At 61.1% G+C, this 24,890-nt stretch carries 26 protein-coding genes and 1 pseudogene; 13 read left to right on the top strand and 14 right to left on the bottom strand.

Annotated features, from left to right (window positions below; all coding sequences use genetic code 11):
- Positions 1-16: 16 nt before the first annotated feature.
- Genes BLX89_RS03125 through topA form a run of 5 tightly spaced genes read right to left on the bottom strand, consistent with a single transcriptional unit; the run spans position 17 to position 7,484 of the window.
- Positions 17-1,201: an MFS transporter gene (locus BLX89_RS03125; RefSeq protein ID WP_075289144.1), complete on the bottom strand. Its 1,185-nt coding sequence runs from the start codon at positions 1,199-1,201 to the stop codon at positions 17-19.
- Between the two features lie 13 nt (positions 1,202-1,214).
- Complete coding sequence (locus tag BLX89_RS03120) at positions 1,215-1,913, bottom strand: NUDIX hydrolase (RefSeq protein ID WP_075289264.1); 699 nt, start codon at positions 1,911-1,913, stop codon at positions 1,215-1,217.
- A 5-nt stretch (positions 1,914-1,918) separates the two neighbouring features.
- Positions 1,919-2,383: a DUF983 domain-containing protein gene (locus BLX89_RS03115; protein ID WP_075289143.1), complete on the bottom strand. Its 465-nt coding sequence runs from the start codon at positions 2,381-2,383 to the stop codon at positions 1,919-1,921.
- A gap of 38 nt (positions 2,384-2,421) precedes the next feature.
- Positions 2,422-4,797 (bottom strand): ribonuclease R, encoded by a 2,376-nt coding sequence (gene rnr / locus BLX89_RS03110; protein WP_075289142.1) that lies wholly within the window; start codon positions 4,795-4,797, stop codon positions 2,422-2,424.
- A 2-nt stretch (positions 4,798-4,799) separates the two neighbouring features.
- A complete protein-coding gene (gene topA, locus BLX89_RS03105; RefSeq protein WP_075289141.1) occupies positions 4,800-7,484 on the bottom strand; it encodes a type I DNA topoisomerase in 2,685 nt (894 codons plus the stop codon).
- Positions 7,485-7,783: 299 nt separating this feature from the next.
- On the opposite strand from topA, the gene BLX89_RS03100 reads away from it, so the two are divergent.
- Complete coding sequence (locus tag BLX89_RS03100; protein ID WP_075289140.1) at positions 7,784-8,041, top strand: hypothetical protein; 258 nt, start codon at positions 7,784-7,786, stop codon at positions 8,039-8,041.
- Here BLX89_RS03100 and dprA read toward each other — a convergent pair.
- The 4 genes and pseudogenes from dprA to BLX89_RS03080 form a co-directional block, all read right to left on the bottom strand.
- Positions 7,976-9,127, bottom strand: a pseudogene (gene dprA / locus BLX89_RS03095) (DNA-processing protein DprA). The gene BLX89_RS03100 and the pseudogene dprA sit on opposite strands and share 66 nt — an antisense overlap.
- Positions 9,128-9,134: 7 nt before the next feature.
- Entirely contained in the window at positions 9,135-9,752 is a 618-nt protein-coding gene (gene plsY / locus BLX89_RS03090; RefSeq protein WP_425348590.1) for a glycerol-3-phosphate 1-O-acyltransferase PlsY, read from the bottom strand.
- Positions 9,753-9,771: 19 nt separating this feature from the next.
- Positions 9,772-11,061, bottom strand: coding sequence for a dihydroorotase (locus BLX89_RS03085; protein WP_075289138.1), 1,290 nt, complete (start codon positions 11,059-11,061; stop codon positions 9,772-9,774).
- Positions 11,058-12,017 carry an aspartate carbamoyltransferase catalytic subunit gene (locus BLX89_RS03080; protein ID WP_075289137.1) on the bottom strand — a complete coding sequence of 320 codons (960 nt, stop codon included), beginning with the start codon at positions 12,015-12,017 and terminating at the stop codon, positions 11,058-11,060. Before BLX89_RS03080 ends, BLX89_RS03085 begins: the two co-directional genes overlap by 4 nt.
- A 200-nt stretch (positions 12,018-12,217) precedes the next feature.
- On the opposite strand from BLX89_RS03080, the gene BLX89_RS03075 reads away from it, so the two are divergent.
- On the top strand, positions 12,218-13,867 hold the full coding sequence (locus tag BLX89_RS03075; RefSeq protein WP_075289136.1) for an acyl-CoA dehydrogenase family protein: 1,650 nt from the start codon (positions 12,218-12,220) through the stop codon (positions 13,865-13,867).
- Here the strand turns inward: BLX89_RS03075 and BLX89_RS03070 are convergent.
- Positions 13,849-14,784: an AEC family transporter gene (locus tag BLX89_RS03070; RefSeq protein ID WP_075289263.1), complete on the bottom strand. Its 936-nt coding sequence runs from the start codon at positions 14,782-14,784 to the stop codon at positions 13,849-13,851. The genes BLX89_RS03075 and BLX89_RS03070 overlap by 19 nt on opposite strands.
- Before the next feature lie 173 nt (positions 14,785-14,957).
- Between BLX89_RS03070 and BLX89_RS24085 the strand changes: the two genes are divergently transcribed.
- Entirely contained in the window at positions 14,958-15,140 is a 183-nt protein-coding gene (locus tag BLX89_RS24085; RefSeq protein ID WP_143523442.1) for a hypothetical protein, read from the top strand.
- The gene (locus BLX89_RS03065) at positions 15,137-15,484 is read left to right on the top strand and encodes a DUF6105 family protein (protein WP_075289135.1); all 348 of its coding nucleotides are present in this window, start codon (positions 15,137-15,139) and stop codon (positions 15,482-15,484) included. Before BLX89_RS24085 ends, BLX89_RS03065 begins: the two co-directional genes overlap by 4 nt.
- Here BLX89_RS03065 and ruvX read toward each other — a convergent pair.
- Positions 15,418-15,915: a Holliday junction resolvase RuvX gene (gene ruvX / locus BLX89_RS03060; RefSeq protein ID WP_075289134.1), complete on the bottom strand. Its 498-nt coding sequence runs from the start codon at positions 15,913-15,915 to the stop codon at positions 15,418-15,420. The genes BLX89_RS03065 and ruvX overlap by 67 nt on opposite strands.
- Positions 15,916-15,996: 81 nt before the next feature.
- On the opposite strand from ruvX, the gene BLX89_RS03055 reads away from it, so the two are divergent.
- The 4 genes from BLX89_RS03055 (at position 15,997) to BLX89_RS03040 (ending at position 19,189) form a co-directional block, all read left to right on the top strand.
- Complete coding sequence (locus BLX89_RS03055; RefSeq protein ID WP_075289133.1) at positions 15,997-16,701, top strand: metal-dependent hydrolase; 705 nt, start codon at positions 15,997-15,999, stop codon at positions 16,699-16,701.
- An 85-nt stretch (positions 16,702-16,786) separates the two neighbouring features.
- Positions 16,787-17,074 carry an Asp-tRNA(Asn)/Glu-tRNA(Gln) amidotransferase subunit GatC gene (gene gatC / locus BLX89_RS03050; RefSeq protein ID WP_075289132.1) on the top strand — a complete coding sequence of 96 codons (288 nt, stop codon included), beginning with the start codon at positions 16,787-16,789 and terminating at the stop codon, positions 17,072-17,074.
- A gap of 49 nt (positions 17,075-17,123) precedes the next feature.
- Positions 17,124-18,605 (top strand): Asp-tRNA(Asn)/Glu-tRNA(Gln) amidotransferase subunit GatA, encoded by a 1,482-nt coding sequence (gatA, locus tag BLX89_RS03045; RefSeq protein ID WP_075289131.1) that lies wholly within the window; start codon positions 17,124-17,126, stop codon positions 18,603-18,605.
- A gap of 62 nt (positions 18,606-18,667) precedes the next feature.
- The gene (locus tag BLX89_RS03040; protein WP_075289130.1) at positions 18,668-19,189 is read left to right on the top strand and encodes a GNAT family N-acetyltransferase; all 522 of its coding nucleotides are present in this window, start codon (positions 18,668-18,670) and stop codon (positions 19,187-19,189) included.
- 35 nt (positions 19,190-19,224) lie between these two features.
- Here BLX89_RS03040 and BLX89_RS03035 read toward each other — a convergent pair whose 3' ends face one another.
- From BLX89_RS03035 to BLX89_RS03025, 3 genes are all read right to left on the bottom strand, one after another.
- The gene (locus tag BLX89_RS03035; RefSeq protein ID WP_075289129.1) at positions 19,225-19,482 is read right to left on the bottom strand and encodes a YjhX family toxin; all 258 of its coding nucleotides are present in this window, start codon (positions 19,480-19,482) and stop codon (positions 19,225-19,227) included.
- A 210-nt stretch (positions 19,483-19,692) separates the two neighbouring features.
- Complete coding sequence (locus BLX89_RS03030) at positions 19,693-20,583, bottom strand: NAD(P)/FAD-dependent oxidoreductase (protein WP_075289128.1); 891 nt, start codon at positions 20,581-20,583, stop codon at positions 19,693-19,695.
- 74 nt (positions 20,584-20,657) lie between these two features.
- A complete protein-coding gene (locus BLX89_RS03025) occupies positions 20,658-21,113 on the bottom strand; it encodes an Rrf2 family transcriptional regulator (RefSeq protein ID WP_075289127.1) in 456 nt (151 codons plus the stop codon).
- 131 nt (positions 21,114-21,244) lie between these two features.
- On the opposite strand from BLX89_RS03025, the gene gatB reads away from it, so the two are divergent.
- The 5 genes from gatB to BLX89_RS03000 all read left to right on the top strand — a co-directional run bounded on the left by gatB (position 21,245) and on the right by BLX89_RS03000 (position 24,879).
- On the top strand, positions 21,245-22,747 hold the full coding sequence (gatB, locus tag BLX89_RS03020; RefSeq protein WP_075289126.1) for an Asp-tRNA(Asn)/Glu-tRNA(Gln) amidotransferase subunit GatB: 1,503 nt from the start codon (positions 21,245-21,247) through the stop codon (positions 22,745-22,747).
- A 3-nt stretch (positions 22,748-22,750) separates the two neighbouring features.
- Positions 22,751-23,236 carry a GNAT family N-acetyltransferase gene (locus BLX89_RS03015; RefSeq protein WP_075289125.1) on the top strand — a complete coding sequence of 162 codons (486 nt, stop codon included), beginning with the start codon at positions 22,751-22,753 and terminating at the stop codon, positions 23,234-23,236.
- Between the two features lie 99 nt (positions 23,237-23,335).
- Positions 23,336-23,809, top strand: coding sequence for a GNAT family N-acetyltransferase (locus tag BLX89_RS03010; RefSeq protein WP_075289124.1), 474 nt, complete (start codon positions 23,336-23,338; stop codon positions 23,807-23,809).
- 103 nt (positions 23,810-23,912) lie between these two features.
- The gene (locus tag BLX89_RS03005; protein WP_245292749.1) at positions 23,913-24,311 is read left to right on the top strand and encodes an NADH:ubiquinone oxidoreductase subunit NDUFA12; all 399 of its coding nucleotides are present in this window, start codon (positions 23,913-23,915) and stop codon (positions 24,309-24,311) included.
- A gap of 148 nt (positions 24,312-24,459) precedes the next feature.
- A complete protein-coding gene (locus BLX89_RS03000; protein WP_083637314.1) occupies positions 24,460-24,879 on the top strand; it encodes a DUF2155 domain-containing protein in 420 nt (139 codons plus the stop codon).
- Positions 24,880-24,890: the final 11 nt, after the last annotated feature.

The raw sequence follows: 24,890 nt of genomic DNA, 5'->3' as shown, positions 1-24,890 counted from the left end.
AATCGCGCCCGAAAAGTCAAGTCCGTTTTGGTTTTAAAACGATCCTGACGATGGAGAGTATCACATAAAGCCCGAAGAAGCCGGCGATCGCCCAGGCAAAGCCATGGTTTCCGGTGACATCCATAGCAGCACCGATGACCTGGGGACCGGCGACTGTTCCCACCGCGTAAGAGAAGATGAAGGCGGCATTGGCCGCCGCAAGGTCCGCACCGTGCAGGCGCGAGCCCAAATGGCTGAGGCCGACGGTATAAAGGCCCGAAACGCAGCCGCCCCAGAAGAGCAGCACCACGGCCATGAGGATCCAACTCTCGCTCAGGATTGGCAGACAGAGCGCCCCGACAAGACCGATGAACGTCAGCAGTGCCAGAAGGTTCCGTCGGTCCCTGATGCGGTCCGAGAGCATTCCCAGCGGGATCTGGAAAATAAAGTTGCCGATGCCCATCACGGTGAGAAGCAGCGCGGCCTGTGATTCCGTAAAGCCAACCCGCGTACCGTAAATCGGAAACAGCGAGAGACCCCCCGATTCGACCGCGCCGAAGATGAAGACCGCGGCGGTCGCCGTCGGCACCAGGAAAAGGTAGCGCAGGAAGTGCCGCTCCGGCTTCTCGTCCAGAACGGGGCTTTCGCCCCGCGCCAGATAGATGGGGATTGCCGCGAGCAGAATAACACCCGCACCGACGGCAAAGGGCAGGATGCCCTCGCTCCCCAGGATCGAAAACAGCAAGGGGCCCGTCGCGAATCCGAGAGAGAGGACCGTTCCGTAAATTCCGAGCACCAGGCCGCGGCGTGAAGGTGGCGCCGTCGCGTTGATCCAGAATTCGGAGAGCACGAAGAGCACGGTGATGGCGCCGTGGAAGACGACACGCAGGGGAAACCAGAGCCAGAAATTCGTGATGTAGTAGAAACCGAGCGCGCTGACGGCCGAAAAAGCGACGGCCCAAAGCATCGTGGGGGCCACGCCGAATCGATGGGCAAGCTTCGTCGTCAGCGGCGCTGCGGCCATGGAGGCAAGGCCGGCCATCGCCGAATTCAGACCGATCAGCGTCGGGGAAATGCCGCGCTTTTCCATGATGATGCTGAGGAGCGGCAGACCGAGCCCGATCGCGATACCGACAGCGGTGATCGCTGCGACGGCTGCGAACAGCGAAGGCCAGTGGATTTCCTCAACCGGCGCTGACGTGCCGGACGGCGGCTGTGACATGCAGGCGGTATCCTTAAAACAGCTCGCGAACGAAGCGTCCGCGCCGGGTATGGAAAAATGGCACCGGTCGATCGAATGGAAGCGATATATCCGCCTCCAGCGCGGACCTGAGCTCCTCCAGGATGATCGCGGTGATGTCCGGCACGCTGACAGCCGAGATATCGTTCAAGTCGATCCAGCGCAAATCCTCAAGCTCCTGGCTGTCGCGGACCGAGGCGGGATCGATCTCCGCTTCATCCGCAAAAAGCGCGAAGAAATGCGTATCGAAACGGCGCGGAAGTCCGGGCGGTGTGATGGCCCGGGCGATATAGCGCAAGTTTGTGAGATCGGGAAGAAAGGCGAGGGGTGCGCGGCCGGTTTCTGCCGGCTTACCCACCGCGAGGTGCGCCTCCTCGTGGAGTTCTCGCAGCGCTGCTATCGCGATCGCGCGCAGACGGGCGGTGGAATGTTTTGCCCTGGTCGCAATCTGCAGCCGCGACAGGACAGCGGGATGCATGTCGCCCATCGATGGCAGGCGGTGGTCGCCCGGATCACGCCGTCCACCGGGAAAGACGTGCAGGTCCGGCATGAAAACGTGCGCCTTGCTGCGGCGTCCCATCAGCACCCTCATGGTGTCCCGGGAACGATCGAGAAGCACGAGCGACGCCGCGTCCCGGGGCCTAAGCGCGCGGGTGGGGAGGGCGGAGGAAGGCACGGCGTTCACAATCGGCATTTGCGTCACGAAGACGGTCCCTGCGTCGGGATATCATCTTCCGGGCGATCCTCGTGACCGCCGAAACCGTGCATGCGCAAGGCCCATTGCAACCCGACGACGCCGCCCTTGACGGGTTGCATCAGCAACAGCGAACCGATGATGGTGATCGGAACCCAGATTGCCAGATGCGCCCAGTTCGACATGGGCAGCAACATTTCCGTGGCCATGAAGCCGCCGAGTACGAGGTGCCCCATGATCGTCACGACGATGTAGGGCGGAAAGTCGTCGGCACGGTGATGATCGAGGCGTTCACCGCAGGCCGCGCAGTTTTCGACGGTTCTCAGAAATCTGCCGAACAGCCGGCCGCTGCCACAGGCGGGGCAGGTGTTCAGCATACCGCGCTGGATCGAGCGTCCGACGGGGCGTTCTGCTGCCTCGTGGTTCTGTTCGAAACGAACCGTTTCCGTGGGGGTGCCCGTTGCCTGCATCACTCAATCCTTGTTTTGCGCGCAACCTGTGTGCCCGTCTAATGCCGACCGCGTGATGGTCGCGTGCCGGGTTGCTTGCGTGCGCCCGAGCGATCGCGCCGTCCGGATTTGTGGAACGACCGTATAGCCGTCGGCATCTTGCGCCCTTCGCTGATCATTTCGAAGCGGAGAGCGCCGGCAAGCGGCACGGCCTCCACCAGTTTTACCCGGACGTCATCGCCGAGGCGGTAACCGAGCCCGGTCTTTTCACCGGACAGCGCCTGATGCGCCTCGTCATAGATGAAATAGTCCCGGCCAAGCGTAGATATAGGCACGAAACCATCAGCGCCATAGGAGGGCAGAGTGACAAAAAGTCCCGCCTTGGTGACGCCGGAGACACGGCCGTCAAACTCTTCGTTGACCCGGCCGCTCAGGTGATGGGCGATCAATCGATCGACGGTATCCCGTTCCGCCGCCATGGCCCGGCGCTCAAAGGTGGAGATTTCGGCGGCGATGTCGTCCAGGGCGCCTTCCTCAGCCGGGGTGATGCCACCTTCGCCGAGCTTCAAGGAGGAAACCAGTGCGCGATGCACGATCAGGTCGGCGTAACGGCGGATCGGCGAGGTGAAGTGCGCGTACTTCATCAGGTTGAGGCCGAAATGCCCGATGTTTTCCGGACTGTAGACCGCCTGACTCTGTGAGCGCAGGACCATCTCGTTGACCATCGTTTCGAAAGGCTTGCCTTCAGCCTTCGAAAGGATGCCGTTGAAATGGTTCGAGCGGATGTTGCCGCCCTTGACCAGCGAGAGGTCGAGCGTCGCAAGAAATTCGCGCAGGGCCTCCTGCTTGGCAAGCGACGGAGCATCGTGGACGCGGTAGACCAGGGGCTGCTTCTTGAGCTCGAGCGTTTCGGCGGCAGCCACGTTCGCCTGGATCATCATTTCCTCGATCAGCTTGTGCGCATCGAGGCGATCGGGCACGAAGACACGATCGACCGTGCCGTCCGGCTTCAGGATGATCTTGCGTTCCGGCATGTTGAGCTCAAGCGGCTGACGCCGTTCTCGACCGCGGGTGAGAACCGCATAGGCATGCCACAACGGCTTCAGGATCGGCTCCAGAAGTGGCCCGGTCTTGTCGTCGGGATTGCCGTCGATCGCGGCCTGGGCCTGCTGGTAGGACAGCTTGGCAGCGCTGCGCATCATGATGCGGTGAAACGTATGGCCTGCCTTGCGACCTTCCTTGGAAAACCGCATGCGCACGGCGAGCGCCGGACGATCCACATTTTCCTTGAGAGAGCAAAGCTCGTTGGAAATCCGCTCGGGCAGCATCGGCACGACGCGATCCGGGAAATAGACGGAGTTGCCGCGCTTCAGCGCCTCGTTGTCCAGCGCCGATTTCGGCCGCACGTACCAGGAAACATCGGCGATCGCGACGGTGACGATGACGCCGTCCGGATTGTCCGGAGAGGTATCCGGTTCAGCGTAGACTGCGTCGTCGTGGTCCTTGGCGTCGGCAGGATCGATGGTGATCAGTGGCAGGCTTCGCCAATCCTCGCGGTGGACCATATCGGCCGGACCCGCGGCTTCCGCCTCGCGGATCACGCTGTCGGGGAAAATGTAGGGAATGCCATGGGCATGGATGGCGATCATGGAAATCGCCTTTTCGCTGGCAACCGAGCCGATGACGGATTTTACCCGCGCTCGCGGCAGGCCGAAGCGGCCGGTGCGCACGACATCGACATCCACCAGGTCGCCTTCCTGGGCCTCGCCCAGCCCATCGGTTTCGACCTGAAGTTCCTCGCCCCGTTTGTCAATCGGCATGATGCGGGCCGTGCCGTCCGGCAGCAGGCGGATGACGCCGAGCGAGGCGTTGTTGTTGCGCCGGCGATCGAGAACCTTGACGATGCGGCCCGTATAGGCCGGGCCGCCACGATCCTTGGCCGGGAAAATCTTGGCAAGCACCCGGTCGCCGATACCGCCCACCGGCGTCTTGCCCTTGGCCTTGGCGACGCTGGACTGGCGGATCAGCACGGCAGGCGCGACTCCCGCATCTTCCGGCCATTCTGCCGGACGACCGATCAGTTCGCCGTCCTTGTCGCGGGTGGTGATGTCGAGCACGGTGACCGGCGGCAAGGCGCCCGGGCGAACCAGAGAATTGCGCTTCTTTTCGACCAGCCCGTCCTGTTCAAGCTCACGCAACAACGCCTTGAGTTCGACGCGGTGTTCGCCCTTCAGTCCGAATGCCTTCGCGATTTCGCGTTTCGAGGCCCGATCCGGGTGGTCCGAGATGAAGCGCATCAAGACGTCGCGCGGCGGAACCGCGCCGTGAATGATGGTCTCCGTTGCCCCCGGAGCGGCGGCAAGCTTGGCGGCGCTGCCGAGCCGAACCGTCGGTTTGGCCGGTCGTTCGCTTCGGTCGCGGGGAGGTCGTGTCACGTTCAGCCTTTCTTGGCCTTGGGCGCGGACTTGGCCGTCGTGGTTTTCTTGGCGGTGGTTTTCTTGGCAGCGGCCTTCGGCTTTTCGGTCTTTGCCGCAGCGGCTTTTGGCTTGGCGGCGGCTTTCGCCTTTGGAGCAGCCTTTGCCTTGGCGGGCTTGGTGCCGCTCTTGGCGGCACGTTCTGCGAGCAGCGGGATGGCTTCTTCCAGTGTTACCGATAGTGGGTCCTTACCCTTGGGTAGCGTCGCATTGACCTTGCCCCAGTTGACATACGGACCATAACGCCCGTCGCGAACGGTGATGGCGCCGCCTTCGGGATGATCGCCGAGCTCTTTCAATGCAGCCTGGGCCGCACCGCGACCGCCGCCGGCCTTGGACTGCTTGTCGGCGAGCACGGCGACGGCGCGATTGAGACCGATCGAGAACACATCCTCGATGCTTTCCAGATTGGCATATTTGCCGTCACAGAGCACGAACGGACCATAGCGGCCGAGACCGGACGAGATCATCTTGCCGCTTTCCGGGTGCGCGCCGATATCGCGCGGCAAAGAGAGCAGGGCGATTGCCTTTTCGTGATCGATCGTGGCCGGCGTCCACCCCTTGGGAAGACTGGAGCGCTTGGCATCCTTGCCGTCGCCGCGCTGAACGTAAGGTCCGAAACGACCGCTGCGCAGGGTGATTTCCTCGCCGGTATGCGGGTCCTTGCCGAGCGCCTGCGGCTCGTTGACGGCTGCGGCCTCGTCGCCGTTGCTGTCGGAGGACAGCTGACGGGTGAAGTTGCACTCAGGATAATTCGAGCAGCCGACGAAGGCGCCGTATTTGCCGAGTTTCAGCGAGAGCTTGCCGGTGCCGCAGACTTGGCAGATGCGCGGGTCGCTGCCATCCTCACGCTTCGGGAAGACCAGCGGCGCCAGTTCTTCGTTCAGCGCATCGAGAACATTGGTAACGCGCAGTTCCTTGGTGTCTTCGATCTGAGCGAAGAAGTCCTTCCAGAAGTCGCGAAGAACGTCCTTCCAGTTGAGTTCGCCGGCGGAAATCTGGTCGAGTTTTTCCTCAAGCGAAGCCGTGAAATCATATTCGACATAACGCGAGAAGAAGCTTTCGAGGAAGGCCGTCACAAGACGCCCCTTGGCTTCCGGGATCATCTTGCGCTTGTCGATCGTCACATATTCGCGGTCGCGCAGCGTCGCGATCGTCGCAGCATAGGTCGAAGGGCGGCCGATGCCGAGCTCTTCCATCTTCTTGATCAGGCTGGCTTCGGAGTAGCGCGGCGGCGGCTCGGTAAAGTGCTGGCTGGCGTTGATCTTTTCCTTGGCCAGCTTTTCGCGGGCGTTGATTTCCGGCAGGCGGCCTTCGTCGTCGCCGTCATCGCTCTGCTCGCCGTCTTCCTTCTGATCGGTATAGGCGGCAATGAAGCCGTCGAAGCGGATGACGGAGCCGACCGCCCGGAGGCCGGCCTTCTCGCCACCATTGTCGGCAAGGATTTCGACCGTCGTGCGCTCGATTTCCGCCGACGCCATCTGGCTTGCGATACCGCGCTTCCAGATCAGGTCATAGAGACGCAACTGGTCGGCGTCGAGGAAGCGCTTCACCTGGTCGGGCGTGCGGTTGAAATCGGTCGGACGGATGGCTTCGTGCGCTTCCTGCGCGTTCTTTGCCTTGGTCGAGTAGAACCGGGCCTTGTCCGGCACGTAACGCGCACCGAACTGCTCACCGATGGCCACGCGGGCGGCATCGATGGCTTCCGGCGCCATCTGCACGCCATCCGTACGCATATAGGTGATCAGACCGACGGTCTCGCCGCCGATGTCCATGCCCTCGTAAAGCTTCTGCGCCACCTGCATTGTGCGGGACGCCGAAAAACCGAGCTTCGATGACGCAGCCTGTTGCAGCGTCGATGTCGTGAAGGGCGGGGACGGGTTGCGCTTGACCGGCTTTGCCTCGACCGTGTCGACGACATAGCTTGCGCCTTCCAGCAACGTCTTCAGCCGGTTTGCTTCCTCGCCGTTGCCGACAGAGCGGGCCTGCAGGCGCTTGCCGTCCGCCGACACCAATCTGGCTTCGAATTCGTCGCCGCGGGGCGTCTTGAGAAGCGCCGAGATATTCCAGTACTCTTCGGAGATGAACCGCTCGATTTCGGCCTCGCGGTCGCAGACGAGGCGCAGGGCCACGGACTGCACGCGGCCAGCCGAGCGCGCGCCCGGCAGTTTGCGCCACAGAACCGGCGAGAGGTTGAAGCCGACGAGATAATCAAGGGCGCGGCGGGCGAGATAGGCATCCACCAGCGGAACATCGATATCGCGCGGATTGGCCATCGCGTCGAGAACGGCCTTCTTGGTGATGGCGTTGAAGACCACACGCTTGACCGGCTTGTCGCCGATGAGTTTCTTCTTCCGCAGAAGATCCAGCACATGCCACGAAATCGCTTCACCTTCGCGATCCGGGTCGGTTGCGAGGAAGAGGGCGTCCGACGCCTTCAGCGCTGCACCGATGTCGTTTACCCGTTTGGCGGAGGCGCTGTCGACTTCCCAAAGCATCGCGAAATCTTCGTCCGGCAAGACGGAGCCATCCTTGGCGGGAAGGTCGCGTACGTGGCCGAAGGATGCCAGCACCTTGTATCCGGACCCCAGATACTTGTTGATGGTCTTGGCCTTGGAGGGCGACTCGACGACGACGACGTTGGTCATATTCTTACAGCAACCATTTGTATGCGCGCCGCAACGGAAGATGCGCGCTTGGAAAGAAAGCAGCCCCGACATGGACAGGGATTCGTCCGGGGTCAAGTGCCCGGGAGAAAATTAGCGACACACAACGCGATGCAACCTATGAGATATTACGTGAATATTGCAATTATAGATATTTGCAGTATCGTTCTTGAAGTGTACTGGTTCATGAGGAACTTGGCTAGAATCGCGGTGTGGGGGGTGGTTCCTAACGCCGGAGCAATCTGCTGGTCATCGACAAGCGGGGAAGGAATACGCGAGCCATGCCGACTGTGTTCAAACATGAAAAGGGCCACAACCCAAACGATGAAGCAGCCGATATCATTGCCTATATACGTCATATGCTGGGAGAGTTGCGAACCATAGCCGCCGGACAGAGCGAGGACATGCTCGTCTACCTGATTGAAATGGCGGCGGTGGAGGCAAGCGACGTCGTTTTGAGGCGTAAAGGCCCCTTATACGGCGAGATCGATGGAAACGAGCCCGCCCGGGTGGCGGTGAAGACGCCCCGCAAGATCTAGCTCGAGCAGCACGAGATAAACCGTCGCGGGCGGCACTTCGGTGTGACGGATGATATCGTCTATAGCGACCGGGGTCGGCCCAAGGGAATCGACGATGAATGCGCGATCGTTGTCGCTGGGGGGCGCGATGTGTGAGCCGGTTGCGAGGCTGTCAGGTTCCTTCACTTCCGCAGCTTTGAAAAGATCGATCTGGCTGACGGGCGCGAGGGCCTCCAGAATGTCGCCCGCATCCATGGTCAGGATCGCACCGTCCTTAATGAGGTGATTGGTACCGTAGCATCGCGGATCGAGGGGCGATCACGGAACTGCGAAAACCTGCCGCCCGAAATCAGCCGCAAACCTTGCCGTGATCAGGGAACCGGAGCGTTGCGCCGCCTCGACGACCAAAAGGCCGAGACCTATTCCGGCGATCAGACGGTTTCTACGGGGAAAATCACGCGCGCGGGGTTCCCAGCCAAATGGCATTTCCGTGACCGCAAGGCCATTGTTTTGCGTGATCTCATCGAGAAGCCGTTCGTTTTCGGGCGGATATGGGCGGTCAAGCCCGCCGGCCATCGAGGCGATCGTTCCCGTTTCCAGACTGGCGCGGTGGGCTGCGGTATCGATGCCCCTCGCAAGCCCGGAGATGATGGCATATCCGGCGTTTCCGACCTGTCGCGCCATCATGCCCGCAAACTTCGCGCCGCTGACCGAGGCATTGCGGGAGCCTACGATGCCAAGAGCCGGCATCGAGCCGGTCTGAATGCGGCCCTTTACGGCAAGCAGGGGCGGAGTGCCGTCGATATGACGCAGTGCAAACGGATAGTCTGGCTCGCCCATGCCGACGAAACATGCGCCGAGGCGATGGGCAATCTGAAATTCGCGCTCCGCTTCGGCAGCCGTTGCCACGCGGATGGCGCGCGACGACCCGCCACGGCGCGACAGTTCCGGCAGAATTTCAATCGCGGTTTCGGCCGAGCCGAAATGATTGATGAGGTCGCGGAAGGTTGCCGGGCCGACATTGTCGCTGCGGATCAGCCGCAGCCAGGCGAGCTTTTGTCTTTCCGTCAGCGCAATTCCTGTTCGTGTCGCGCCGACGTCTGACATTGAGCCCCTATCCCTTGTCCCCGATGCGGCTTTCCGTTCCCGCCAGAAGTCGCTGGATGTTTGCCTTGTGCTTGATCCAGGTAATGACTGTCATGACGGCGAAAAGGATTGCCGGTTTGATGTCTCCCATCGCGAAGGATACAACCGGAACCACAATGGTTGCAACCAGGGCGGAAAGCGATGAATACCGGCTCAACTTCGCGACCGACAGCCACACCACACCGAACACGAGAACCATTAGCGGCGCGATACCGAGCAGAACGCCGATGTAGGTCGCGATGCCCTTGCCGCCCTTGAAGCCCAGCCACACAGGGAAGAGGTGGCCAATGAACGCTGCGAAACCGGCAATGAGGGCCGCATCGGGGCCCCACAGATAGTTTGCCACGACGGCGGCAGCGGTTCCCTTCAGGGCATCAAGCAGCAGTGTCGCGGCGGCGAGCTTCTTGTTGCCGGTTCTGAGAACGTTGGTGGCGCCGATATTTCCGGAGCCGATCTTGCGCACGTCGCCAAGGCCGGCCATGCGCGTCAGGATCAGTCCGAAGGGGATAGAGCCGAGCAGGTAACCCAGAACCGCACTTGCAGCCGTCAGGGCCGGGCTCAATTGCCAAAAATCGTTTTCCACCAATTCCTCCCGCCGTCACGCCTTACAAGGCATGCACCAGTTTCCCGGCAACATAGGTTTGAACGACCCGGCCGGTAAAGCGGGCATTTTCGAATGGCGTGTTCTTCGAGCGCGAAACGATGGCATCCTTGGAAACAATCCACGGCTCTTCGAGATCGATCACCGCAATATCGGCCTTGGCGCCGGGCTTCAGCGTGCCGGCATCGAGACCGAAGATGGTGGCCGGACGGGTGGACAAGGCATCGATCAGGCGTATCAACGGCACCGAACCATCGTGATAAAGGCGCAGCGCGGCCGCAAGAAGGGTTTCCAAACCAATGGCACCATCGGCAGCATCCGCAAATGGCAAGCGCTTGGTATCGACATCCTGGGGATCGTGGGAGGAAACGATGATATCGATCGTGCCGTTGGCCAGCGCCTCGACCATCTTCACGCGGTCGTCTTCGCCACGCAGCGGCGGGGAGAGCTTGAAGAAGGTGCGGTATTCGCCGATGTCGTTTTCGTTGAGCGTCAGGTTGTTGATCGAGACACCGCAGGTGACATTGGCGCCGCGCTTGCGGGCGATCTCGATCGCTTCTGCCGATTCCGGCACGGAAATCTGGGCGGCGTGATAAGCGCCCTTCGTCAGGCCGGCCACGCGCAGGTCGCGCTCGAGCGGGATGATCTCGGCTTCGCGGGGGATGCCGGAAAGCCCGAGCCAGCTGGCCAGCAGCCCTTCATTCATGACGCCGCCGGCGCCGAGATATTTGTCGCGGGTTTCGAGCGCGATGACCGAGCCGAATTCGCGGGCATAGGTCATGGCGCGGCGCAGGACGAGCGTGTCATGCAGGGGATGGCGGCCATTGGTGAAGCAGACGGCACCGGCTTCCCGGAGAAGGCCGAATTCGGTCATCTCCACACCCGCCAAACCTTTGGTGAGGGCGGCGGCGGGATAGACGTTGACGACTGCCTTGTCGCGCGCGGTCTTCTGCATGAACTCGACAAGCGCGATGTCGTCGATCACCGGATCGGTATCCGGCATGGCGATGAACGAGGTAACGCCACCGACAGCAGCGGCACGCGATGCCGATTCGATGGTTTCGCGGTGTTCCGCGCCGGGTTCGCCGACGAACACTCGGGCATCAACCAAGCCCGGCACAGCGAGCAGGCCCTTACAATCCTTCACGTCGATGCCGTCCGGAAGACCCTGATTGCTGGCATCCTTGCCGGCGGCAATGATTGCGCCGTCCTTGACGATGATGGTGCCGATTTCATCGAGATTGCGGGACGGATCAATGATCCGGATGTTGGTGAGAACGATGGACTGGCTCATGTGCGCGGCCCTCCATTTTCAGAAAGTTTGGGATTCTGAGAGAGAAGCAAAGTTTCCATGACGGCCATGCGCACCGCGACGCCCATTTCCACCTGTTGCTCGATCACGCTCTGCGGACCATCAGCAATTTCCGAGGCGATCTCCACGCCGCGGTTCATCGGGCCGGGGTGCATGACAAGCGCATCTTCCTTGGCCGCCTTCAGCTTTTCGGCATCGAGGCCGTAATAGCGGAAGTATTCGCGGACGGAGGGAACGAAGGCGCCGGCCATGCGCTCGCGCTGCAGCCGCAGCATCATGACGACGTCGGCGCCCTTCAGGCCCTCTTCCATCGAGTGATAGACTTCGGCCCCCATGTCGGCGATCCCCGAGGGAAGCAAGGTTGCCGGTGCAACCACGCGAACGCGCGCACCCATCTGGTTGAGTAGCAGGATGTTCGAGCGGGCAACACGGGAATGCAGCACGTCGCCGCAGATCGCTACGATGATGCGCGACAGCTTGCCCTTGGCGCGGCGGATCGTAAGCGCATCGAGCAGCGCCTGGGTCGGGTGCTCGTGCTGGCCGTCACCGGCATTGACGACGGAGCAGGATACCTTCTGCGCCAGAAGGGCGGCGGCACCGGCCGAGGAATGGCGAACCACCAGCACGTCCGGGTGCATGGCGTTCAGCGTCATCGCCGTATCGATCAGCGTCTCGCCCTTTTTCACCGATGAATTGCCCACCGACATATTCATCACGTCTGCGCCGAGGCGCTTTCCGGCGAGTTCGAAGGAGGATTGCGTCCGGGTCGAGGCTTCGAAGAAGAGGTTGATCTGGGTGAGGCCGCGCAGCGTCGAGGTCTTCTTTTCCCGCTGGCGGGAAATCTTGACGGCTTCGTCGGCACGATCGAGCAGGAGAGTAATATCCTGCTCACTCAGGCCTTTGATGCCCAGCAGGTGACGATGCGGAAAGAAATCCATGGGGATCCGCCTCATGATGTGGAGTTTGGGGGTCTATAAAGGCTGCGTCCTTGAGCGGCAAGGCAGCAAGTGGAGAATCGCCCGCCATTCCCCCGCTTTTGTCCGGGCCTTGTCGCAGGCCTCACAAATAGTTGCGGGAAGCAGGGATATCGCGATGCGATCCTGTTCCTAACCTCTGGAAGTTACGTTAGAACCGGCGCATGACTCTGAACCGGACCGAACAAAAACTTGCCGAACTGAACCAGCCGAAACTCTGGTCCGGTATCAATGCCTTCCGCTCCGATCCGCTGGCAGTGGATATCACCTCGAATATGCCCCGTCCGTTACGGGATGAGTTCGAAACGATCGGGCGTTACGTTACGTCACCCGAGGCGCAGGATCTGGCGCGCATGGCCAATGAAGGCGTGCCGAAGCTCAAGACCCATGGTCCGCGCGGCGAGCGTCTCGATGTTGTCGAATTCCATCCGGCCTGGCATGCGCTGATGCGCCGCTCGATGACCTCGGGCCTGCATGCGTCTGCCTGGGAAAACATTGCCGACGAGCAGGGGCGTTCCCACAAGGCGCGCGCCATGCGCTTTTACCTGACGGCGCAGCTCGAATGCGGGCATCTCTGCCCGCTGACGATGACCAGCGCTTCGGTCGCGGCGATCACCGCGTCGCCCGCTGTCCAGAAGGAATGGGCGCCGAAAATCCTGTCGCGGAAATATGATTCGTCCAACCGTGCATGGATGCAGAAGTCCTCCGTGACGATCGGCATGGGCATGACGGAGAAACAGGGCGGCACGGATGTCCGCGCCAACACCTCGACCGCGGAGCGGGTGGGCGAGGGGATCTATCGCCTCTCCGGCCACAAATGGTTCATGTCCGCGCCGATGAGCGATGCCTTCGTGATGCTGGCGCAGACGCGCGACGGTCTCGGATGTTTCCTCGTGCCGCGCCTGCTGGAAGACGGTTCGGCCAATGGCCTGCGCTTCCAGCGTCTCAAGGACAAGCTCGGAAACCGGTCGAATGCGTCTTCCGAGGTTGAGTTTTCCGAAACCTTTGGTTTTCTCCTCGGTACGGCGGATGGGGGGCTGCGCACCATTCTCGATATGGTGACGCTGACGCGGCTCGATTGCGCGTTGGCTTCCGCCGGCATGATGCGGGCGTCGCTGGCCGAAGCTATCCATCATTGCCGCGGCCGCAAGGTGTTCGACAAGACGCTTGTCTCGCAGCCGATGATGACGCGGGTGCTGGCCGATATGGCGCTCGATGTCGCAGCTGCCACTGCCCTGTCCTTCCGTCTTGCCGAAGCCTTCGACCGCGCACGCGACAGCGCCGAAGATGCGGCTTATGCCCGGATCATGACCCCGGTTGCGAAATACTGGGTCTGCAAGATCGCGCCCGCGCTGATCTATGAAGCGATGGAGTGCCTGGGTGGCAACGGTTACGTCGAAGAACGGCCGATTGCCCGCCATTACCGCGAAGCACCGGTCAATGCGATCTGGGAAGGCTCCGGCAATGTGATGGCGCTCGATGTGCTGCGGGTGCTGACGCGGGGCAAGGAGCTTTTCGATCTGCTGTTCCAGGTTATCGGCCGTGACCTTGGCCCGGCCGCGAAGAAGACCATCGATGTGCTGAAGGCGGCGATGTCGCTTTGCGAGCGCGACGAAGGTGCTGCTCGTATGCTCGTCGAACAACTGGCGCTCGCGGCGGCAGCAGCCGAGCTCTACCGGATGGGGGCAGGGCGTATCGCCGATGCCTTCCTTGAATCGCGTCTCGCGGCAGGCTGGCGTTCGACCTATGGCATGCTCGATTCGCGCTTCGATTCGTCCTACATCGTCGATCTGCTTTATCCGCCGGCGACGTAATCGGCGATCACCAGCACCAGCGGTATCGTGAAGAAGGATACGACCGTTTGTATGGTTGCGACCGCCGCGTAGAGTGGCGCATCGCCGCCCATCTGTTTCGCCAGAAGATAACCGTTCATAGCGGTCGGAACGGCGGCGCCGAGCGCGATGACGGATAGGCCCGGTCCGCGCATGCCCAGCAAATAGCTCGCGGAGACCATGAAGATCGGCATGACGATCAATTTCAGGAAGACGGCGAGCACGGCCACCGGTCTTGGTTTCAGGGCATCGGAGACCTTGAGGCCGGCCCCCACCATCACAAGCCCGAGGCTGAGCGAGGCATGGCCCAGCATGTCGATCGTTGTCATCACGGGTGCATAGACCCTGATTCCCAGCATATTGAGCAGGATGCCTGCAAAGGACGCCATGATCAGCGGATTGGTGATGATCCTGATTGTGAAGAAGCGCAGGCCGCGCGGCCCGCCGTTGAACCAAACGAGCACGCCGATATTGTAGAAGTTGATGGGAATGATGACCAGCGTCATCACCAGCGCCGTCAAGGTCAGGCCGATCGGGCCATAGAGTTTTTGCGCGATGGCGAGCGCCATGAAGCCGTTCAAGCGCGTCGCGGTTTGAAAGACCGAGGTGAAAGAGGCTGCCGAGACACCTCTTTCTCTTAGCAGCGGCCAGAGGGTCAGCAGGCAGGCGCACATCAGGCTGATGCTGCCGATCGTCGCGAGTGCGGTCGAATCGGTGCGCAGACCGGAGAAATCAGCCGTTGCCAGCGTGGAAAACAGCAGGGCCGGGAAGAGGACAAAATAGCCGAGCTGTTCGAGGCCTTCCCAGAGGTTGAGATCGATCCGCCGGAAACGCTTCAGGCAAACACCCAGAAATACGAGCAAAAAGACGGGCAGGATGCTTTCGAAGATAACGGTCATGGTATGTCCGGCAGAGGTGAGAGGCCAGCCATAGACGCCCACGCCCGACACGGCAACCACCGCTGCGCCCCGAAAATTAACCTTAACAAATGGTTTACGTTGCGCCCGACTGGTTAACGGGCAAAGGTGCTCCAGCTTGTAATGCTGACGACAACAGAAATGGAGCACGTTCCGTGCGGACTGGCTTGACGATCATCATGATGATGTTTTTTGCGGGCCTTGCGCTCGATCTGACAGTGCCGGCGGTTGTCCTCGGCGGTGCCATGCTGCTCGATGGGGCGGCACGGACACTGGCGCGGGGCTATCGACCGCAGTTCCCCGGCATGGAGAGCCCGGTCATGGAGAGAATGGCATGAAATGGCTTCTGATCCTCTGGGCTGCTCCCGTCACGTTGCTGACCGGCTGGTATAGCCTTTCCTATTACGACATGAGCTTCGGCATCTTCATGCTGACCCGTCAGGCGCATGATCTGGTCTTCAACATCTACGGCAACGTCTTGGGCATTCCGCCGGAAACCATTCCGCCGCTTGTCGCCCGTGCCATTGCCTTCGACAGCCTGATCGTTTTTGCCATCATCGGCTGGCGCAAGCGTCGCGAGATCCGCGCCTGGTACCAGCGCCGCTATGGTGTGGCTCAGTCGCCGGCCGTCTCGGAAGAAGCGGCTCTTCCGAGCGTAGCCAGCCTGTCCAGCGCCCCCTGAAGAATGAAGGACGCGGCCGCCGAATCGATGCGTTCGGCGCGCTTGCGACGGGAGACGTTCATCTCGATCAGAACCCGCTCGGCAGCAACGGTCGAGAGCCGTTCGTCCCAGAAGACGAACGGCACGTCGGTTTTTTGGCCCATGTTGCGAACGAAGGCGCGCGTTGCCTGAACGCGGGGACCTTCCGAGCCATCCATGTTGATCGGCAGGCCGATCACCAGCGCGGCGATCTTTTCCTTTTCGATGATCGCCAGGAGCGCTTCTGCATCGACACCGAATTTTACCCGCTTGATCACGTCGCGCGGCGTGGCGAAGCGCCTGCCGAGATCGGACACGGAAATACCGATGGTTTTCGTGCCGAGGTCGAGCCCGGCGATGGCCTGTCCGGGCGTGAGCTGTTGAGCGAGGTCTTCGATGGTCAGAACAGCCATTTGATTTGCCGATTCGATCTTCTATTGATTGTCTCCTGATCCATATGCTTCCCGCACAGTAAAATCGACAGGAGTTCCATCATGAAGATCACATGGCTCGGCCATTCGGCTTTTCGCATCGAAACGGCCAAGGCGAAAATTCTGATCGATCCGTTTTTCACGGGCAATCCGTCTTTCCGTGACGAAACCCGCAAGGATGCCACCGCCGGTCTCACCCATATCCTCCTGACCCACGGCCATGGCGACCATGTGGGCGACACGATCGCGATTGCCAAGGAAACAGGGGCCACCGTCGTTGCCAATGCCGATCTCGCGTCCTGGCTCGGAACCAAGGGCGTCTCGGCGCTGGAAATGGGCAATACCGGCGGCACGATCCATCTGAGCGGCTTTTCGACGACCTTCGTGAATGCGCTGCATTCCTCGGCGCAGATCACCGAAGACGGCGTCTCCCATGCGCTCGGCAATGCCAACGGCCTCGTGCTGCATTTCGAAGACGAGCCGACGCTGTATCACATGGGCGATACCGACATCTTTTCCGACATGGCCCTGATCAACGAGTTGCACCAACCGGAGATCGGCCTTGTGCCGATCGGCGACCGTTTCACCATGGGCGGGGCCGTGGCCGCGCTTGCCTGCCAGCGATACTTCAAATTCGGCACGGTCATTCCCTGCCACTACGGCAGCTTCCCCATCGTCGATCAGACACCTGAGACTTTCCTCGTTGCCATGGATAGCGCTTCAACGAAGATCGAAACCCCGGCAATCGGCGCCGGCCTTTCGCTCTGATCGCCCATGACGCCGATTCCCCCGTTGCACCGCCGCGCCGCGGCCATTATAGCGGGGGAAATATTCCTGATACCGGAGCCGTTTTATGTCCGTAGATCTCGCCACCGTGAAGCGCGTCGCGCGTCTTGCCCGCATCGCCGTCAGCGAGGAGGAGGCACAGCGCATGATGGGTGAGCTGAACGGCATTCTCGGTTTCGTCGAGCAGCTCTCGGAAGTTGATGTCGCCGGTGTCGAGCCGATGACGTCTGTTACTCCGATGGCGATGAAGAAGCGCGAGGATGTGGTGAGCGACGGCAACAAGGCGGAAGATATCGTTGCCAACGCACCGGTCACCGACCGCAACTTCTTCCTGGTGCCGAAGGTCGTCGAATAACCGACCTGAGCCTGCCGCGCCGATCCCATTCTTTGAAAGTTCCGTTGCCATGACCGACCTGACCCGCCTGACTATCGCCGAAGCCCGCACCAAGCTTGCCGCCAAGGAAATCACCGCCGTCGAACTGACGGAGGCTTATCTTGGCGCGATCGAAGCCGCGAATGAAGCGATCAACGCTTACGTCGTCGTCACGCCAGAAAAGGCGCGCGAAATGGCGAAGGCCTCGGATGCGCGGATCGCGGCCGGCAAGGCCGGAGCGCTGGAAGGTATTCCACTCGGTATCAAGGATCTGTTCGCGACCGAAGGCGTGCACACGCAGGCCTGCAGCCACATCCTCGACGGTTTCAAGCCGCGCTACGAATCGACCGTCACCCAGAACCTGTGGAACGACGGTGCCGTCATGCTCGGCAAGCTCAACATGGACGAGTTCGCCATGGGCTCCTCCAACGAGACCTCCTATTACGGCGTTGTGAAAAACCCGTGGCGGGCGAACGGCTCGAACCTCGATCTCGTTCCCGGCGGCTCATCCGGCGGTTCGGCTGCTGCCGTTGCCGCGTTTCTCTGCGCCGGTGCAACCGCGACCGATACCGGCGGTTCGATCCGCCAGCCGGCCGCATTTACCGGCACCGTCGGCATCAAGCCAACCTATGGCCGCTGCTCGCGTTGGGGCACCGTCGCCTTCGCCTCGTCGCTGGATCAGGCCGGCCCGATTGCCCGCGACGTGCGCGACGCCGCCATTCTGCTGAAGTCGATGGCTTCCGTCGATGCCAAGGACACGACCTCCGTCGATCTGCCGGTTCCGGACTACGAAGCCTCTCTCGGCCAGTCGCTGAAGGGCATGCGCATCGGCATCCCGAAGGAATACCGCGTCGATGGCATGCCGGAAGAGATCGAAACCCTTTGGCAGCAGGGTATCGCCTGGCTGCGTGACGCCGGTGCCGAGATCGTCGATATCAGCCTGCCGCACACGAAATATGCGCTGCCGGCCTATTACATCGTCGCGCCCGCCGAAGCCTCGTCCAACCTTGCCCGCTATGACGGCGTTCGCTACGGCCTGCGCGTCGATGGCAAGGACATCGCCGATATGTACGAAAAAACCCGTGCTGCCGGCTTCGGTACCGAGGTCAAGCGCCGCATCATGATCGGCACCTATGTTCTCTCTGCCGGTTACTACGACGCCTATTACCTGCAGGCGCAGAAGGTCCGCACGCTGATCAAGCGGGATTTCGAACTAGCTTTCCATGCGGGCGTCGATGCGATCCTGACGCCGGCGACGCCGTCTTCGGCCTTCGGCATCGCCGACGAGGATCTGGCATCCGATCCGGTCAAGATGTACTTGAACGACATCTTCACGGTAACGGTGAACATGGCCGGCCTACCGGGCATCGCCGTTCCCGCCGGCCTCGACCACAAGGGGCTTCCGCTTGGCCTGCAGCTGATCGGCAAGCCTTTCGAGGAAGAAACCCTGTTCAAGACGGCTCATGTCATCGAGCAGGCAGCCGGCCGTTTCACCCCGGCAAAGTGGTGGTAAGCTCCCGCTGAGGCTGGCCAAAAGGCGTTTCAAGTGGTGTAGTGCAGCTGAAAGGCGGCCGCATGATCACCACCCGTATCGCACAAGAAAACGATGTCATTGCCTTGACGGCTATCGGGCTTGCCGCCTGGCAGGTCGCCGTTCTCGGCCTCGTCGATCTCGTCAAGGTGCGCCATACGGTCGAAGTCGCGTTTCTGTCTTTCCTGCGCAACAATTGGGAGCGGGTGCTTGTCGGCGAAATCGACGGCGCTCTTGCGGGCTGGGTCGCATCCGAGCGCGGAGATGGCACGATCACCGATCTCTGGGTAACACCGGAGATGCAGCGGCAGGGTCTTGGTTCGCTGCTGCTTGAACAGATGGAAAGTCGTATCGTTTCGATGAACATTGACACAGCCGACCTTGCAACCCATGTCCGCAACACCGTTGCCGTGGATTTCTTCAGGAAGCGCGGCTATGCGGTGAGTTCACTCTCCACCAGCTATGCGGCGAAACTCGACCAGAATGTCGAGACGATCGGGCTTCGAAAGACGCTGATCGAGCGCCCCGAACGCGATGCGGGCTCCAACCTTTTCAGCTATCTGTGAGGCCCAGCCCGGTTTGGCCGGACTGGGCTTTTTCGTCATTGGCAGTTGTTAAGCTGCGACCGCACCAGCACAAGCCCACGCTGGGTGATGCGATAGGGCTTGCCGTTCGAAGACGATATCGCCCTTTTCCGCTTGAGTTTTCTAAACAGCAGGAGATCGAGGCCCGGATAGAGCCAGCCATCGCGCGTGTAGCACTTGGCATTCTCGATCTTGCCGTTCGACCTGATGATTTCGATGCGGCCACCCTGGGCCATAAGGTGAAGAATACGCTGTTCGTCGCGTGAAATGTCCATGGTGTTGAAGTCCGAGAGGCGTCCACGAGGACGCGTGAAAACGGGCCGGCGCCTGGAATAAGCGTCGGCGGCTTCGTTTTCGGCCCAGCGCGCAAAGAGGATTTGCGGGCAGGGCCCTCAGCGGGACTCAGACTGGTTGGACATCAAAACTCCGTTTCAACGCGGTGAATTTAGAAAACGCCACGTCCGGCGTCAACCGTTCCGCAAGGTTCAGAAGATCAGGGAACGATGGATGGCAAGTGCCGCCATGGAACCATCGGCCGCTGCGAAGGTAATGTTGCCCACCGCTCGCGCCGCGTCACCGGCGGCGAACACGCCTGCGACGCTGGTCGCCTTCATCGCATCCGTGTCGATGATCGTCCCCATCGGCGTCTCCTCCAGCCGGCATTGGAGCGCATCGACGATGGGATTGTGGACGTCGAGTTTTGTGGCGACGAAAATCGCTTTGACTGTCGTTCCCGGCTTGTTTTCGACCTCGACGGAAAGTCCGCCGCCGCCTGCATCGCTGATGGCGGCGACCTTGCCCGGCGCCAGCCGAACGTTGCGTCGCGTCAAGAGATCGAGTGCTTCTTGCTCCAGCGGCATATCATTGGTGAAGAAAGTGACGTAGCCCCAATCGGCCACAAGAGCCGCCTGATGGTAGGACAACGGGCTGCCGGCGATGACGCCGATCGCACCGCCGCCAATCTCGAAACCGTGGCAATAGGGGCAGTGAAGCACCGTCTTGCCCCAGCGTTCGGCGATACCCGGTATATCAGGCAAGTTATCCCGGACGCCGGAGGCGATCAGCAGGCGGCGGCCTTCGAGCACCGCACCCGTGTCGAGTTCCACGGAGAAATCATCGATCCCGCCACCGGCATGAACGGCTGTACCTTCGACAAAGGTAACAGTCGGGTAGGCGAGGAGTTGGGCGCGGGCGTCCGCCAGAATATCCGATCCGGGCCGTCCATCATGGCCGAGAAAGCCATGGGAGTGACCGGCGAATCGGTTCCGCGGCAAGCCTGCGTCGATGACGGTGATGGGGCGGCGGGCGCGGGCGAGCATCATCGCGCCGGCAAGGCCGGCAAAACTGCCGCCGATGATGATGGCATCCTGTTTCATGGCAATATCCTTCCTTTGCCCGCCCGGAGTTGCCGGCTGAGCCTGTTACGCTGTTGATGGGATTGGCCGGTCTCTCAGGTCGTATCTGTGGAGAGGGTCAGCTTTCGTGCCTTGGCGCGGGTGATGAAGTCGGCTGCGATGATATCGAGCGTGACCTCTCCAAGACGAGCAACAAGCAAGGCTTCGGCATCGCGCATGGCGTCATCGAGCGCGTGATTGACGGCCTGCTCGACGAGGCAGCCCGGCATTTCCTCGGCATGGCCGATCTGGAACAGCATGGGCTCCCCGAGCGCGGAATAGACATCGCGCATGGTGATCGTCGAAAGATCGCGCGAAATCGTCCAGCCGCCGCCATGACCACGGCCAGAGCTCACAAGCCCGGCCTCCCGCAGCCCCGCCATGGTGCGACGGACGACGACGGGATTGGTGCTGAGGCAGGCGGCAAGTTCGTCCGAGGTCATCGGCGCATGGCGTTCGGCCATGTGGAGCAGCGCGTGCAGCACTGCGGAGAGGCGGCTGTTCTTTTTCATGTAACTATTATTGTTACGATTCGATCCGGTGTCAACGCTTCTCGGCATTGAAGTGGCTTCAAGCCTTGCACCCCCATGCCATTTGTTCTACCGAGAGGATCACGATTTCGAGCCTTCAAGAAGAGCAGTCCATGACCCTAGTCGATGTTCGCACACCCGATCCGAAACGCTTTATCCCCGGCGCCACTGGCGACTGGGAGGTCATCATCGGCATGGAGGTGCACGCCCAGGTTCTGTCCAATTCCAAGCTCTTCTCGGGCGCTGCGACCGAATTCGGCAATGCGCCGAACGCCAACGTTTCGCTCGTCGATGCCGCCATGCCCGGCATGCTGCCGGTGATCAACATCGAATGCGTCAAGCAGGCGGTGCGCACCGGTCTTGGCCTGAAGGCCCAGATCAACAAGCGCTCGATCTTCGACCGCAAGAACTATTTCTATCCCGATCTGCCGCAGGGCTACCAGATTTCGCAGTTCAAGGACCCGATCGTCGGCGAGGGCAAGATCGTCATTTCGCTCGGGCCTGACCGGCAGGGCAATTTCGAGGATATCGAAATCGGCATCGAGCGCCTGCACCTTGAACAGGACGCCGGCAAGTCGATGCACGACCAGCATCCGACCATGTCCTATGTCGATCTCAACCGCTCCGGCGTGGCGCTGATGGAGATCGTCTCCAAGCCGGACATGCGCTCGTCGGACGAGGCCAAGGCCTACATGACCAAGCTGCGCTCGATCGTGCGTTACCTCGGCACCTGCGATGGCAACATGGACGAAGGCTCGATGCGCGCCGACGTCAACGTGTCCGTACGCCGCCCCGGCGAAGCCTTCGGCACGCGCTGCGAGATCAAGAACGTCAACTCCATCCGCTTCATCGGTCAGGCGATCGAATACGAAGCCCGCCGCCAGATCGGCATTCTGGAAGATGGCGGCGTGATCGATCAGGAAACCCGCCTGTTCGACCCGAACAAGGGCGAGACCCGCTCCATGCGCTCCAAGGAAGATGCGCATGACTACCGCTATTTCCCCGATCCGGACCTGCTGCCGCTGGAGTTCGACGATGCTTTTGTCGAAGCGCTGAAGGTCGACCTGCCGGAACTGCCGGATGACAAGAAGGTGCGGCTGGTCAGCGATCTCGGCCTTTCCACCTATGACGCCTCGGTGCTGGTTTCGGAAAAGGCGATTGCCGACTATTTCGAAGCGGTGGCCGCTGGCCGTGACGGCAAGATCGCTGCCAACTGGGTGATCAACGATCTGCTCGGCGCCTTGAACAAGGCCGGCAAGGACATCGAGGAAACGCCGATTTCGCCAGACCAGCTCGGCGGCATCATCGACCTCATCAAGGACGGTACGATTTCCGGCAAACTTGCGAAGGATCTGTTCGAGATCGTCTGGAACGAGGGTGGCAACCCGGCCGAGATCGTTGAAGCGCGTGGCATGAAGCAGGTGACCGATACCGGCGCCATCGAAAAGGCTGTGGATGAAATCATCGCCGCAAACCCGGATCAGGTTGCAAAGGTTCAGGCCAAGCCTTCGCTGGCCGGCTGGTTCGTGGGTCAGGTGATGAAATCGACCGGCGGCAAGGCCAATCCGCAGGCCGTTCAGGCTCTCGTCAAGGCCAAGCTCGGTCTCGAGGACTGATTGATGTTCTTCGTCCGGTCAGCAACGGAACGCGACCTGCCAGCGATCAGCAAGCTGCTGTCCGAGACGGCCCATGCGACCTATGACGCGCTTTACGGCGCCGAGAAGATCGCCGAGATGACGGCGAAGTGGCATTCGGTTCCGGCGCTTAAGGTCAATCTCGCGCGCAAGAATTCGGAATTTCTTGTCGCCGACAACGGCAAGGTCATTGGCGGCATGGGTTATGCCGCCATGTCCGAGACGTTGCATGAAACCGCCACTCTGCATCAGCTGTACGTGCTGCCTGCCCACCAGCGCCAGGGTATCGGCCGCGATCTTTTCGCGGAGCTCGAAACCTGCTTTCCCTATGCCGGCCATATGCGGCTGGAAGTCAAGGAAAACAACGCGAAGGCTATCGCCTTCTATGAGGCGCATGGCTTTACGGCCCGGGGCCAGGGTGTACCCCACTGGGGCATTGCGACCATCGTGATGGACAAGCCGCTCGACTGATTCTCCGGGCAGGCTTTTCCACAGGGTCCAGTCTCGTGTCACATTTCCTTTGCCGACGGGTGCCAGATGTACCGCGTTTCCCACGAGGACGCGAGGACCATGGACGCGAACGTCAACGCCATCACCATCCGGCATGCCCGCCGAAACGACCTGCCGGCACTGGTCCAAATGTTTGCGGATGACGCGCTGGGCGGTCACGGCGATACGACGGATCCCAAGGCTCTTGGTGAATACCTTGCCGCCTTTGAGCGTATTCAGGCGTCGGCAAACGACACTCTCTATGTCGCGGAAATGGACGGCACGATTGTCGGCACCTTTCAGACCACGGTGTTGACGTCGCTGCCGGGGCGGGGACGTTCCAGCCTGCTGGTCGAAGCGGTGCAGACACGGACGGATCGGCGAGGGCAGGGCATCGGCGAGATCATGCTGCGCTTTGCCATCGATCAGGCTCGCCACATGGGCCTTGCAAAGGTGCAACTGACCTCGAATGCCATCCGCACCGATGCCCATCGGTTCTACAAGCGCCTCGGTTTTGAGGCCTCTCATCTTGGGTTCAAGCTCCACCTGAAATGATGGCTGTTGCGCCGGAAATACTGGACAAGCCGCGGCTTGCGCGGCATAAGCAGGCTAGCAATTCCAGTTATTTCGCGCGTCATCGGCGCGGCCAAGGACGAACATCATGAAGTCTCTGCTGCAGATCTTTACCTGGTGGAATGGCCAGACCATCGGAACCCGTTTCCACACCTGGCGATTCGGCAAGCGCGTCGGTGAAGACGAGGCAGGCAACGTCTACTACGAAGGCGGCAAGGATTCGGAAGGTCGTACCCGTCGCTGGGTGATTTATAACGGCTACGCGGACGCCTCGGCCATTCCTCCGGGCTGGCACGGCTGGATGCATCACCGCACCGATATTTCGCCGGCTCACGAGGATTACAAGGCCCGTGAATGGCAGAAGCCGCATCAGGCCAACAAGACCGGTACGGGCGATGCCTATCGCCCGAAGGGTTCGATCAACAACACCGGCGAGCGTCCGCGCGTGACCGGCGACTACGACGCCTGGACGCCCGGCGCCTGATTCTTCTCCCAGGGGCGCGGCATTCCGCGCCCGCTTCCCGGCCTATCATGTCTCGGCCACATTTCATCGTTAGCGCCTGATGCCGCAACATCATAATGCGGTGCGCAAGGAAACGGCGATCATGGCAGCTTCAAATTCCGGTTTCTCGATGCCTCGCAGGCTTTTGACTGTGGCAACCTCTGCGTTTTGTGCGTTGATGGCTGCCGCCATGCCGGCCAATGCCGAGCGCATCTCCAATCCGGTTGCCGTCTTCTCCGGCATCGACAAGATCACCGGGCGCATCACCACTTTTGACGTCTACATCGGCGAGACCGTGCAATTCGGCGCGCTGCAGGTGACGCCGCGCGTCTGCTATAACCGCGACGATACGGAAGCGCAGAAAACGACGACCTTCGTCGAGGTGGACGAGATCACGCTTGACCGCAAGATCCGCCGCATCTTCACCGGATGGATGTTTGCAGACAGCCCTGGCCTGAACGCAGTCGAGCATCCGGTGTATGACGTGTGGCTGCAGTCCTGCAAGGCGAAGTCCGACCTTCCGCCGCCGGATACCGCTGCGACGCAGTAAGGCTTGATCTT

Source organism: Pararhizobium arenae, from assembly GCF_001931685.1.
GTDB lineage: Bacteria > Pseudomonadota > Alphaproteobacteria > Rhizobiales > Rhizobiaceae > Pararhizobium > Pararhizobium arenae.
The sequence above is the reverse complement of the archived record's forward strand: the minus strand, read 5'-3'. Positions and strand labels throughout refer to the sequence as shown.